This is a genomic window from Coleofasciculus sp. FACHB-1120 (assembly GCF_014698845.1).
Classification (GTDB): Bacteria; Cyanobacteriota; Cyanobacteriia; order Cyanobacteriales; family FACHB-T130; genus FACHB-T130.
The window spans coordinates 56,511-68,913 of record NZ_JACJTV010000019.1; the positions used below are offsets into that span (position 1 = coordinate 56,511).

The following is a 12,403-nucleotide window of genomic DNA, read 5'->3' on the forward strand; positions in this document are numbered from 1 at the left end:
GGTTGGCTATAGCTGCTACGGCTCCTCATCAAAAATGTTTACTGGATCGGAAACTACGGCGACCGTTTTAATTGTGCTGGTGGCTTTAGGCATCCTTAGTTGGGGCTTCTACCGTGCCAAGTCATTCGGCAAACTCGGTATCTTAGCTTGGTTGCAGTCAGTGGTGTTGATGTCTCCCTGGCTGTTGTTTTTTGGATTGTTCGCAGCCGGGATTTATATCAACCTGGTGAGCATCTTGTTTATGTTGATAGCCTCCGCTGGATTGTACATCTTCATCGGAAAGAAACTGCGAGCAGCTGGTCAGGATGCGATACTGCGAGAGCAAGTCTTGAAAATGATGAAAGACCAAGACTCGCTCCCGACAGAAGAGACTTCTGAGGGAAATGGGGGAGAGACATCGGCGGCGACGCCAAAAGAGGCGACAAATGCCGTCGTCCAAGAAGTGGTTCCCATTCCAGATGAAGACTTGAAAAACATCCAAGGAATTTTTGGCATTGATACCTTCTTTGCTACAGAAAGCATTCCTTATCAGGAAGGAGCCATCTTCAAGGGGAATCTGCGGGGAGAACCTGCGGTGGTTCATTCCCGGTTATCTGCGAGTTTGCAGGAGAGATTGGGCGATCGCTATCGGCTATTTTTAGTAGAAAATCCGGAAGAGAAGCCGGTGGTGATTGTTCTCCCTAGCAGCAACGATCCGAAACCAGCAACCTTACCGCAGAACATCTTGGCAGGCGTCCTCGTCGTGGCTACCATTGCCGCTAGCTTAGAGACTGCGGGAATTTTCCTCGGCTTTGATTTCTTCAGCAACCCAAACCGCTTTGGAGAAGTTCTGCCCATCAGTGCCGGAATCTGGGTGGTTTTAGGGACTCACGAACTCGGTCACTGGTTCCTCGCTCGTCGTCACAATATTCGCCTAAGTTTTCCTTTTTTCATCCCATCCGCACAGATTGGCTCATTTGGGGCGATTACTCGGTTTGAATCGCTGTTACCCAATCGCACAGTGCTGTTTGATATCGCTTTAGCAGGTCCTGCTGCCGGTGGCATTGTCTCTCTATTGATGCTAATCGTTGGCTTAATTCTTTCCCACGAAGGCAGTCTATTTAAGGTGCCATCGGAGTTCTTCCAGGGGTCAATTTTGGTGGGCACTCTGGCACGAGTTGTCCTCGGTTCTAGTCTCCAGACAACCCTTGTTGATGTCCACCCGCTGACGATTATCGGTTGGTTGGGTTTGGTGGTAACAGCGTTCAATTTGATGCCAGCGGGAATGCTTGATGGGGGTCGAATTGTCCAGGCAATCTACGGACGCCAAATCGCTCGCCGCGCTACCGTCGCCACGTTAATTTTGCTGGGAATTGTCTCTCTGGCAAATCCGACGAATCCGTTGCTGCTGTACTGGGCGATTGTGATTTTGTTCTTGCAGCGGGGTCTGGAACGTCCTAGCTTGAATGAGATTTCCGAACCCGATGATGCACGAGCTGCTTTGGCGTTGTTGGCGCTGTTTTTAACGGTGGCAACTCTCCTTCCTCTCACTCCCGGCTTGGCGGGTCGCTTGGGAATTGGGGGATAGAAATTGGGAATGGGTGAATATTCTCTCCTCCCCTTTCCCTGTCTCCCGCTCAGTTCCATCCAGGCGAATGCAAAGAAGTTTAAACAGTCCTGGAGAATATTTAACATTTCTTAAACAATTTCCCTAAAAACGATTAAACTTCATTGCAAACTTAGAAGAGACTATGAACGGTGTGATAACTTCGTTAAGGTTGACATTAAGGTTGACAAACGGCTGAGAGATAACGATGGAGAACACAATAAACGTGCCTTTACAGCAATCCTCAACTCCTTTATTTCGTGAAGATTTTAGTGAGTACGTAGCGCATCTACAGCTTCACATGGCGTTACAAGCGCGGAACCTTGTTCCCACTCTCACTAAGGCTGTTGATAGCCGCGAACAGCTATTGCACCAAACTCAGGCGGATATTGAAAAGCTGATTTCTCGTCAAGGCATCTAAATTCGGCTGATTTTGATTGATTGGTTGATAGGCTGATAGCCGCGCAATTATTTCTAACAATTTTTTGAAACTCCACTGAACTTAGTTTGACAATCAGAGCTTTATCGCTCTGATTTTTTTATGGAGTGAATTGCCTGCGTAGGGTCGTGTTTGTGCCACGCCCCTACAAAATATAAATTTTTTACCAGTTAATTTAATCCTGATACATCAGAGAGACGCGATCGCTTTACTGAGTTGTCAGCACGCACATTATTCCGATTCAGCGCAATTACCGATTCTGTTTGTTGGAGTGCTGATTGCCAAACTTCATATCCCCGACCACTCAAATGCAGCCCATCCGTCGTTAAGTCCAGACGCAAATTTCCTTCGACATCGCTAAAGCGAGAGTGAATATCTAGATAGCCTGCACCCTGTTGTTGAGCAAGGATAGCAAGTTGTTGGTTGAGGTTACGAATTCGGCGGTTTGGGATAGTGTTGATCCGGGTGGGAAGAATGGATTGCACGATGATTGAGCTGCTACGATGCTCTTGGCGTAAGCGCCGAACAATCTGGCGAAGATTTTCGAGAATTGTTTCATCCGTTGCACCTTGGCGCAAATCGTTGATGCCAGCTAAAACGTAAATAACATCGGGACGAGTTTGGGAAAAAGCAGACAATCTTTTCAAGATGCCACGAGAATTATCCCCAGAAATTCCCTGATTCAGCCACAAAGTCCCCCCAGGAAGACGTTCTTGGGGAAACCACAATGAGAGAGAATCTCCCACTAATACGGAGAGGCGGTTGGCACCTTGACCTTGAGAAACTGCTCTCGCTTCCCTTGCCAGTAGGCGTTTCCACTGTTCATAGCTAGGTTTTTGTAAAGCCAGTGCTTTAGTGCCTGCTTTGTTCGCCCAGTATGACTGAAAGCTATCAGCAGGTAGACGAGTATAAATCTTGCCTGCTTTCAGGGCGGCTAATCTTTGGTAAAAAAGTTGACTGCCAGATGCCGGTTTTGTCGTTACTGTATCCGGTTTCAGCTTCGCTTGTAGGGAGGGTTTCAGTTCTATCGCGGCTTGAGCTGCTGTCGGTGCTAAAGCTGTAGTAATCGTTAGTGTGTCAGCCCCCTGGAAAGGATTAGTCTGCGAAATCAACTGCTGGCTAAATTCCGGAGAGGTGATTTCAATGGTTGGGACGATTTTCTGAGCCACCAGTGGCTCAAAGGTACTCGACTCACTGGAATGCCATAACGCTAACAGGTTGTCAGGCTGTGGAGGCAGCACGGGCGGGGGCGGGGCGGCTATTTGCCCGCCGCTTAACAAACTTACCGCCAACAGATAAGGATCGCCCATTGTGTCTCTACTCCTTCACTTGTGCCTTCCTTTCCCTTTGACAGGGATTATTGGTTGGAGTCAGGAATTTTTAGGAGAAGCGATCGCTTTCTGTTGGCAAGACGCGGGAGCGATCGCGTTTAAACTCCTCTAAAGTGACGGCATACACGAGTCATTTGTCAAGCATATTCAAAAATAAGTCAAAAAAATAAGTCAGAAGTTGATTTGAGCGCCATACAAATCAACTTCTGACCGTCTACTCGCAAGCAAGCCAGATTGGGAAATGCGATCGCATTCCGGTTACGAATACTGCGATATCATTGGCAGTTCCTGATTGAGAACCCAATTGCCAATATCCCGAAGCTTGTAGTCCACTGGGTCATGCAGGGTAAATGTCCTAAGGTCGCGCCAGTAGCGGTCAAAGCCGTATTTCGCAGCGGTGGAACGAGCGCCCATGACTTCAAAGATGCGGGTGGTGATATCCAAGCCAGCTTTAGTGGTAAAAGCTTTAGCCGTATAAACAGCGATCGCAACTTCACCCCGTTCCTCATGAGTGAGCGTCAGTCCCTTCTCCCATGCTGTCTGTACCTGTTGCGAAGCTTGATTGCAAAGCGCGATCGCTGCTTTTAGTGCAGTCCATAGCTCACCATAGTGCTGCAAAATGTACGGGTCTTTCGATGCCCGATCGACGCCTGAGGTCATCCAGGGTCGAGTCATCGTCGTCGTGTAATCCCTTGCCGCTTCCAAGGCTCCTTCGGCAATTCCTAGATAGACATGGGTTTTCGCCAACTGATTCACCACGAACAAGAGGGTGGAAAAGGCACCCTCTGGAGATGGTGACGGGCCGAGAATTTCATCCGGGTTCACGAGGACATTGTGGAATGTGAAACTACCGCTAGCGGTGCAGCGTTGTCCCATATTGTCCCAGTCGTTATTGTAGACAATGCCTTCTCGATCCTTAGGAAGGATGAAGGCAATGGGATGATCGACCCCATCTTGCACGGCGGCGAACACACGCATATCTGCGGCTGCCACTCCGGTGCCAAAGGTCTTCATTCCATTTACCCGGAAGCGATCGCCGTCTGGCTCAATTTTGAGGCGAGTGTCCCGCGTGTTAAATGCATTGCCCCAAAACAAGTGATTTTGGGCAGTGGCTCGATAGTAGCGTTCGGCTTGAGCGGGGGTGCCGCTCACCTGACCCACCACTGATAAAATGAGCTGATTGCAGTAGAGCTGCCCTGTGGAACCATCAGCCTTAGCAATTTCCTGAAGAATCTTGAAAGCTTCCACCCAGGTTGCGCCAATGCCGCCATATTCTCGCGGTACAACCAGAGGTAACAGCCCCGCTTCTCGCAGTCGCCGAACTTCTTCATGAGGGACACCGGCTTGGCGATCGCGTTCGACAGCACTCGCTGCTAATTCTTGGGATAGGGCAGTTGCGATCGCTGCATAATCTTTCAATTCAATGCGGTTTAGTAATGAAGTCATGGTTTTTTCTCCTGTTTACTTGTCTTGTGTAGTAGATAATTTCTGAACTGGTTGCGAGGCTTGATTGAAAACAACCAGTGAAGAGAACTGTTTCGTCGTTAGCAATAGGGAATCACTGCTACTGGGTTTTTGGTAACGCCAAGCAAATGCACAGAGTTTGCACATAGAGTTTTCTAGCTTTCAATGGTTTTCGGAATTGAAGGTTGGTATTACATAGTTTTTTACCGATTCCCTGGCTTGCCGCTACACTTGCGATTCCCTCTGTATCCCCCCAATTGAGGCGAGGGATTTAATCCAGACAATTCGTAAAACGGGTTTAATTCTTCCGCACAATGTAGTAATTGTTTTGAAAATCATGAGCGAGTTGCTTGATTTCTACGCTAGTGAAACCAGCATCTTCTAGCATTTCCAATGCTTTCTCCTGACCCCACATGGCACCAAGCCCCATGCCTCCGGCGGCAAGCGATACAGTCATGCAGTGCATACAAGAAATGGTGTAAAGTAATGGTCCTGCCGGATGATCGAGATTGCCACCCACATAGCTGGAAGCGCGAATATCTTGCATCAAATAAACACCATCGAAGCGCAGTGCTTGAGCAATTCCTCGCAAAACTACATCGGGCTTAGCTTGGTCGTGAACTGCATCAAAGGTAGCGATGAAATCATATTTCTCCACTTCATCTAAAGTAGCAGCATCTTTTACTTGAAAGTGGATATTTGCGAGACCGAGGTGTTGGGCTTCGGTTTGCGCGATCGCGATCGCTTCTTCTGAGAAGTCGTAGCCTGTAAACCGACTATTCGGAAATTCTTTCGCCATTTTGGTGATAGCACGACCGCTACCACACCCTACATCCAGCACATTAATTCCCTCCTCAAGTGCCTCAATCAGTCCGGGAATTAAGGGCAAAATGTGGTCATTGAGCGCCGAAACCACCGTTTGACCGCTGTCTTCCGCCATCACTTGATGAAAACGCTTGAAAGCAGAATAGGGAACCCCACCACCCTTGTAAAAGCAGTCGATGATTTGCTCCTCAACACTGCCTAACAAAGGGATGTATTGGGAAAATGCAGCAATATTGTCAGGACTGGAAGCTCGCGTTAAGAAGGCGGCGTGTTCTAGGGGCAAAAAGTAGGTATTCTTCGTCGGATTGTGTTCCACAAACCCACCAGTAACCATTGCTCCCAACCACTCGCGCACGTACCGCTCATTCAACCTTGTTTCGTCTGCAATCTGTTGGCTTGTAGAAGGCGGTAGTTCAGCCATCGTGTCAAATAGCCCAGTTCTGTGACCGATGGAGGTCATGATAGCGATCGCGCCACTATTGAGAATGTTAAGCATCCGTTCGGCAAATGCTTCTGCTTTGGTTTGGTCTAGGGTAAGTGTTGTCATAGCGTCCTCGTAATGATTTTCAAGATTGAGTTTGAATGTGTTATTCAGACTGCGATCGCAAAAACTTAGATTTGTGTTGCACTCTTAAGAATGGGAGTTGGGGGAGCTAATATGCAGCATCCCAAAGATAAATAGAGATAAGAGACAACAGATACCAATTCACTATTTTTATGTCACATTTACGATCCCCCCAACCCCCCTTCAAAAGGGGGGCAAATAGACGTATTGGTGGCAGAAATAAAGTGAAATGCTATGAGACTATTTGCAGAGACTCAACCTAAGCTGTGTGTCTCCCTTCCGGATTTATTCGCTATCCTGTGTGAATGTTTTTTGGTATACGAATAAGCTATTAAGGCAAGCGTTCCGATAGCGTTCTTCCAGCGTTCGATGTCCCCAAACCCTTACCCTACGGTATGTATGCATATAACCCCAGAAAAATAATTGCGATCGAGTACAGCCCTTTGGTCATGAAAACAGCGAAGCGAGGCGTTAGTCTAGCGCCGACCTGTCAGTTCGCTAACAGCGCCCGGTGGTTGTCTACTTGTGGTTTCTCGTAACGGATTGCGGCTCGTGGGAACTGCTTGAGACGATTAATAAAAGACTAGAAAAATAGACTTATTCAGTTTCTAGCTGCACAATCCTAGAAAAATTTATTCAGAATTGGTGAGTCGCCAAAAATATTGCGATAAAGCATCTTCGCTTTAACCCCAGTGCGAGTGATGTGAATCACAAAAATGCAAATTCCTTATCACATTTAATTGAACGCTTTGCGAACGCTGCTTTGAATAACTTGGTATTTAGTTCAAGCAATTCACTAATTTACAACGCAAATACCAAGGAGCAACTTCCATGATCTCTAATATGAAACGTGCAAAAGTAGCGATCGCATTTTCTGCCACTCTAATATCTACTGCTGCCATTCCCACCGCAGCATTTGCTGGAGATAATAAAGTCTACGCTGGAAATATGTGTCAGCCTGAGACTTCAGCTTCTAATCAGCAATTTAGTCGTATAGCTGGACAGTTTTTAGTTCAAGGTAGCACATCCATTAACCTGCGTTGTCCTGTTGTTCGGGACATTACATCAGGGACGGAAAATGGCAGCACAGGACCGCTTGCCTTTGTGCATGTATTCAGTAATAACGCTCAGTCTACAACCCTAAAGTGCGAGCTGCGGGCTAACCAGCCAAACTCTCTAAGTTCCCAATCTCAGAAATTAACAATCGCACTGAGCGGTGGTGCTGTAGGTACCCCGAAGAAGCATATGTTCAATTTCACCGGACCTGTAGCTCAAACTGCTAACGGATCTTACGAGGTTGTTTGCTCCCTACCACCGGGTACTGGAGTTGCGAGTTACTCAGTTGCTGAGTAATTGGGTGCATTTATCGGTCAATTTCCAATGCTTTAATACCATTTTGTTCTCTGTTGGCAACATATAGATTTCTTAGCCCCCCATTATATCGGGGTTTAGGAAGCTCGTTAATGTAGCGCCTCGCAAACCAAATTGTATCACTAGCAAACTGGTTCAATAAGGCATTGGAATTTTATCAACACCCTAGCCTAGAGATTACCTCTTATTCCCTCTCGATGGCTAGGGTTTAAACACCGGATGAGTCAAGACTGGATATTTGGGAAAATTGCCTCATATCCAAAGTCTGAACTTAAGTTTTTGTCTTTAATCTTGCATTGAATTAAATTCAGGCTTGTCGCTAAAATCTATTAAATCAGGTTGAAATATTATTAATTGTTTCAGCTTGTTAAATTGATTTAGCCATCATTTAAGGGGAATTTCTGATTTCATGAAGGCGAAGATAGAACTCCCAAAAAATGTTTGAATGCAAGTAAATGAGAGATGGTTGTTTCTCTAAAAAATTGGAAATATTAATCCCTGGCATCTCATAACTTAAACAAGACTGCTATCTGTTTTAAGTTCTGGATTTATTTTAGGGATAAAGCAAGGTTTGAGCTTAAAAAAGTTGGCGTGTCCGCACTGAATACATGAATACTTCTCTAGAATTTTTACCAACTATTACCAGTATGCAGAAATCACTTCGTCTCACAACCTTCCTGGGAATTGCTTCAATTTTCTCTGTCAATTACCACCCTTTTAGCAATTCATGGATTGCCAATTTTCAAGCGGAGAGTGCCTCCGCTTCCGAGATTGATATGCCCTTTTGCTATATGCAGACATCGGATGGAAGAACTTTAGACCTCACCCAACTGTGCGGTCAGAAACCTCAAGTCATCATCGCAGATCAAACATCTGATGGGGATATTTTGACAGGTCGCATCATCAACGAAACCCAAAAAATAGTTCGCTCGATTGAAGTCAGCTATAACGTTGTTGGCTTAGATGGCAAGGTGATTAAAAGGAGTTCTGTCAGTGCGGAACCCTCGATACTTAATCCCGGACAAAGCGGTTCTTTCAAAGTTCACACAATTGTCGGTGATGGCAAATTGCAAGCAACATCTGTTAATTGGGAAGAGTAACGAAAATGGGTAGTCTAGTTTCACTTTCTTACCTAAACTTTCTGTTCTACAGAAACGCCGAATAAATTAACGGATTTCGGCGTTAAAACCCAAGTAGCCGCGTGGAGTAATCATCCAATCCGCGTGGGTGCGAGTGCTGCTATTGCCAATCAGTACCGTTGTCAGCATATCGATGGGAGTATCGAGTAATTTTTCAAGTGTAATCAGCGTAATTTGTTCGTCTTCTCGATAAGCTGATTTCACGATCGCAACCGGCGTGTGACGATCGCGATATTGCAGAAAGATAGTTTGGGCGATCGCGATCTGCTGGGTTCGAGTTTGCGATCGCGGATTATAAAGTGCAGTGACAAAATCTGCCTGCGCGGCGGCACTCAGGCGCTTTTCAATCACCTCCCAGGGGGTCAGCAAGTCGCTCAAACTAATCGCGCAGAAGTCGTGCATCAAAGGCGCACCCACCCGCGAGGCAGCGGCTTGTAGGGCGGTAATTCCCGGAAACACCTGCACTCCTGGCGTTTTGCCATCCCAGCCGTTGACTTGGAGTTCTTCCATGACTAACCCAGCCATGCCGTAGATGCCGCAGTCTCCAGAAGAAACAACCGCTACGGTTAATCCCCAATTCGCTAATTCTATTGCTCGTTCTGCCCGTTGCCGTTCCTGGGTAATCGGTAACGCTTCTACAATCTGTCCGGGACGCAGCAAAGGAGAAATCAGATCGATATACAGAGAGTAACCAATGATGGCGTCAGCGCCGGATACAGCGGTTTGAGCCGCGGGAGTCATTTGGTCTAATTTTCCAGGTCCCGTACCAACCAGCAATAAACAGCCCGTGCGACCCGTATATTCTTGTTCGGATTGAGCGATCGCTACCGTTACCGCCCCTGGTTGACCTTCTAATTTAAAAACTTGTTTTGCCACTTTCAGCGGCACAATGTCTTCCGCCCCGACTGAAGCTGCATGAATCGCTGCGGCTTCAGCAACACTGGGCGTTCCGACTTCTGCTTCCACAACCGCTGAGGGCGTGGGGACGCTAACAGAACGCAGGATATCAGCCGGAAAAGTTCGCAAAGGCAAATGGCGATCGCGGCATAATTCCACTAACCCAACTTCCGAAGCTTTAATGTCGATGGTGGCAATCCCGGCGATCGCTTCTTGGGCTAGGTGATTCTTCTCAAACACCTGCCCAATTGCTGTTTCTATCAACGTTTTCGAGGTTCCTCGTTCGCAGCCGATTCCCACCCACAAGACTCTAGGATGCCACTGGACTCTTGGCAGCTTTGATGCTAAGGAAAATCGTTGCTGGGTGGGGCTAATCCAAATCCTCGCCGGGGATGATTTTGGATCATCGGGTTCCTGGTTAGATTGAACCATCTCTGATTGACTGGCGAGATATTCTGGAACCCTAAAATCAAATGGATGATTTTCAGGAAGATGACTTTGCCATAAAGGAGAACCCGCTTCCTGAATGACTTGTACCCGTTCCCCTCTCGCTACCGCTGCACTCACGCCCGTCCAATCTCCCTCACCTCGATTCCAGCCAAAAGGAACGCCCAGCATATCCACGGCTGGGAGTCCTAACCCAGTGGAGGCACCTGTCAAGACTGGCGTTGCCCCAATGGTAAGGGCGATCGCTTGTGCCAACCGATCCGCCCCTCCCTGATGACCGCTACATAGACTAATAACAAACTGACTATTTTCATCTACCACGACCACTGCTGGATCGCTGGATTTATCTTGCAATAAGGGTGCAATCAAACGCACCACGGCTCCAGATGCCAAGCAGAAAACAAAGCCCCGATGTGTATTCCACAAGGTCGCTAGGTGGTCTTTGAGGGAACCGCGATAAACTTTGGCTGATGCGATCGCCCTTGTCTCTACAACATCGCTTAGAGACTCTGGAACCCAAAGAGTAGCACCCGTAGATTGACAAAGCGGCTGTAGTTTTTGGGCACCCGTGGGAGTAGTCGCGATCGCGGCTAGTGGCTGAAAATCACCTAACAGTAATACCATCGATTGTCTTGAGTTGTTTTGTGAGAGCGATTATTTGCGCGATCGCAAAGCGTATGTCCAAAGGCTATGGCGCTACTCGCTCTCCGGATTTTACTCTTCTTCGAGGGTTTCTGAGTCGTACTCTTCGTCTAGCTCCTCGACATCTTCACCGTATTCCTCTACGGATTCTTCGTCTTCGCCGTATTCCTCGTCTTCGTATTCTTCGTCTTCGTCTTCGGCGACGGCTTCTATATCCTCTTCGTCTTCGACGTATTCTTCGTCTTCCTCATCTTCCTCTACAGCTTCATCATCCTCGTCGTATTCCTCGTCTTCGTCTTCGGCGACGGCTTCTATATCCTGTTCGTCTTCGACGTATTCTTCATCTTCGGCGACGGCTTCTTCGTATTCATCATCCTCGACGTATTCTTCGTCTTCGGCGACAGCTTCTATGTCTTCTATGTCTTCTTCGTCTTCGACGTATTCTTCATCTTCGTCTTCGACGTATTCTTCATCTTCTGCGACGACTTCTTCGTACTCTTCCTCGTCACTGCCAATCTCACTGTCTGAAATATCGAGAGAATCGGCAATCAGCGGGATAATGTCATCCAAAAAGGAGGCGTCATCATCGCTCCAAACGTCCCGGCTATAGTCGAGGTCAGTGACGCTGCGAATCGTCCAGCAGTCATCGCAATATTCGGGATTGGTCATGTAGTCGTAGGGAATGTAACAGTATCCCTTGTCTCCCCAGTTTGTGCCCCAAGAATTGCGAACCACAAATACCCGATCTTTGTCCGAGTAGCCGACGCACAACATCGCGTGACCGCCTTGAGACTCCTCTCTTTCCGGGTTGGGCATGGGAATCCCCTTATTTCCCTCCCTCATGAACGAATCGAAAAGCTGTAACCCAAAGGCAAACGGATAGCCCTCGGCTAGACAATGCTTCATGGCGTACAAATCCACGTCAATTCGCTCAGCATCGTCGATCAAGAATTGGGTTGCTTCCTCATAAGCTTGGTCGTGGGGACGGTGAAACAACCGCTCTGGGTGATAGGGCCAGGTTAACTCAGAACAAGCGCCCATCTTTCGCAATACCTGGATGCAATTGCGAAGTGTTGCTCCGGCGTCTTCTTCAATTTCTCCGGCGAGCGATCGCGCATTGTAATAAATAAACAACCGGCTTACATCCCCAGCGGTACCGAGTTGACGCATTGCCAGGTATTCGTAGGCTCCCGCCATCGCATTACCCGTGCAGCTTCCCACCTCCCCCTGATCTTCTACCGGAGTCAGGTAGTGACGTAAATCGACCCGTGGCGGTAGCTTTTCGGCTTGAAATCGATGAGCCGCGTACTTCTTATCGTTCGCATCCTTTGTGTCGGGTCGATAGCCGCCCAATTTTAACTTTTTGCCGGTCGAATGCTGGACGGAATCAACTTTGGGCGAATAGCGCAGATTCGGCATAAAACAACCTCTAGGGTCAGCTATCGTTTTATCAGTTCATCTATCTGAGGATAGATTTATGCGCTCATTCTAACTGTCCGCCGGATAAGCGTCCAGAGATGCGAATCGCCAGTGGATGCGATCGCTCGAAAGCCGAAATACACGCTACATTCCCCCCCACAGCGAAAACCCGGCTTCTTGAAGAAACCGGGTTTAGCTAAGAAAGAGTTATGGCGTTTCTCAGTTGGGTGGTAGGGGCTTTTTGATTACCATGCCCCTACAGATATATCGCACCCAACC

Annotated in this window: 10 protein-coding genes; 5 read left to right on the forward strand and 5 right to left on the reverse strand. The window is 47.7% G+C overall.

Going from position 1 to position 12,403, the window contains the following annotated elements; all coding sequences use genetic code 11:
* Positions 1 to 34 precede the first annotated feature (34 nt).
* Entirely contained in the window at positions 35 to 1,567 is a 1,533-nt protein-coding gene (locus H6H02_RS17205) for a site-2 protease family protein (RefSeq protein ID WP_190820019.1), read from the forward strand.
* 226 nt (positions 1,568 to 1,793) lie between these two features.
* Positions 1,794 to 2,006, forward strand: a complete 213-nt coding sequence (locus H6H02_RS17210; protein ID WP_190819930.1) for a hypothetical protein — start codon at positions 1,794 to 1,796, stop codon at positions 2,004 to 2,006.
* A gap of 188 nt (positions 2,007 to 2,194) precedes the next feature.
* Here H6H02_RS17210 and H6H02_RS17215 read toward each other — a convergent pair whose 3' ends face one another.
* The gene (locus H6H02_RS17215) at positions 2,195 to 3,334 is read right to left on the reverse strand and encodes a GDSL-type esterase/lipase family protein (RefSeq protein WP_190819932.1); all 1,140 of its coding nucleotides are present in this window, start codon (positions 3,332 to 3,334) and stop codon (positions 2,195 to 2,197) included.
* Between the two features lies 1 nt (position 3,335).
* Here H6H02_RS17215 and H6H02_RS27690 point away from each other — a divergent pair, with 1 nt between their 5' ends.
* Positions 3,336 to 3,467: a hypothetical protein gene (locus H6H02_RS27690; protein ID WP_277877454.1), complete on the forward strand. Its 132-nt coding sequence runs from the start codon at positions 3,336 to 3,338 to the stop codon at positions 3,465 to 3,467.
* Between the two features lie 146 nt (positions 3,468 to 3,613).
* Here H6H02_RS27690 and H6H02_RS17220 read toward each other — a convergent pair whose 3' ends face one another.
* A complete protein-coding gene (locus H6H02_RS17220; protein WP_190819934.1) occupies positions 3,614 to 4,801 on the reverse strand; it encodes an acyl-CoA dehydrogenase family protein in 1,188 nt (395 codons plus the stop codon).
* Between the two features lie 316 nt (positions 4,802 to 5,117).
* Entirely contained in the window at positions 5,118 to 6,191 is a 1,074-nt protein-coding gene (locus tag H6H02_RS17225; protein ID WP_190819936.1) for a class I SAM-dependent methyltransferase, read from the reverse strand.
* Positions 6,192 to 7,052: 861 nt separating this feature from the next.
* Here H6H02_RS17225 and H6H02_RS17230 point away from each other — a divergent pair.
* Together H6H02_RS17230 and H6H02_RS17235 are read left to right on the forward strand one after the other, a co-directional pair.
* Positions 7,053 to 7,562: a hypothetical protein gene (locus tag H6H02_RS17230; RefSeq protein ID WP_206757294.1), complete on the forward strand. Its 510-nt coding sequence runs from the start codon at positions 7,053 to 7,055 to the stop codon at positions 7,560 to 7,562.
* 626 nt (positions 7,563 to 8,188) lie between these two features.
* Entirely contained in the window at positions 8,189 to 8,680 is a 492-nt protein-coding gene (locus H6H02_RS17235; RefSeq protein WP_190819942.1) for an FxLYD domain-containing protein, read from the forward strand.
* A 66-nt stretch (positions 8,681 to 8,746) separates the two neighbouring features.
* Here the strand turns inward: H6H02_RS17235 and cobJ are convergent, their stop codons facing one another.
* Both cobJ and H6H02_RS17245 read right to left on the reverse strand, forming a co-directional pair.
* Positions 8,747 to 10,687 (reverse strand): precorrin-3B C(17)-methyltransferase, encoded by a 1,941-nt coding sequence (gene cobJ / locus H6H02_RS17240; protein ID WP_190819944.1) that lies wholly within the window; start codon positions 10,685 to 10,687, stop codon positions 8,747 to 8,749.
* Between the two features lie 90 nt (positions 10,688 to 10,777).
* Entirely contained in the window at positions 10,778 to 12,124 is a 1,347-nt protein-coding gene (locus tag H6H02_RS17245; RefSeq protein ID WP_190819946.1) for a C1 family peptidase, read from the reverse strand.
* Positions 12,125 to 12,403: the final 279 nt, after the last annotated feature.

Bases quoted from the DNA above. Each gene is read 5' to 3' on its own strand.
- H6H02_RS17205 (WP_190820019.1), top strand. From the start codon at position 35: ATGTTTACTGGATCGGAAACTACGGCGACCGTTTTAATTGTGCTGGTG.
- H6H02_RS17210 (WP_190819930.1), top strand. From the start codon at position 1,794: ATGGAGAACACAATAAACGTGCCTTTACAGCAATCCTCAACTCCTTTA.
- H6H02_RS17215 (WP_190819932.1), bottom strand. From the start codon at position 3,334: ATGGGCGATCCTTATCTGTTGGCGGTAAGTTTGTTAAGCGGCGGGCAA.
- H6H02_RS17220 (WP_190819934.1), bottom strand. From the start codon at position 4,801: ATGACTTCATTACTAAACCGCATTGAATTGAAAGATTATGCAGCGATC.
- H6H02_RS17225 (WP_190819936.1), bottom strand. From the start codon at position 6,191: ATGACAACACTTACCCTAGACCAAACCAAAGCAGAAGCATTTGCCGAA.
- H6H02_RS17230 (WP_206757294.1), top strand. From the start codon at position 7,053: ATGAAACGTGCAAAAGTAGCGATCGCATTTTCTGCCACTCTAATATCT.
- H6H02_RS17235 (WP_190819942.1), top strand. From the start codon at position 8,189: ATGAATACTTCTCTAGAATTTTTACCAACTATTACCAGTATGCAGAAA.
- cobJ (WP_190819944.1), bottom strand. From the start codon at position 10,687: ATGGTATTACTGTTAGGTGATTTTCAGCCACTAGCCGCGATCGCGACT.
- H6H02_RS17245 (WP_190819946.1), bottom strand. From the start codon at position 12,124: ATGCCGAATCTGCGCTATTCGCCCAAAGTTGATTCCGTCCAGCATTCG.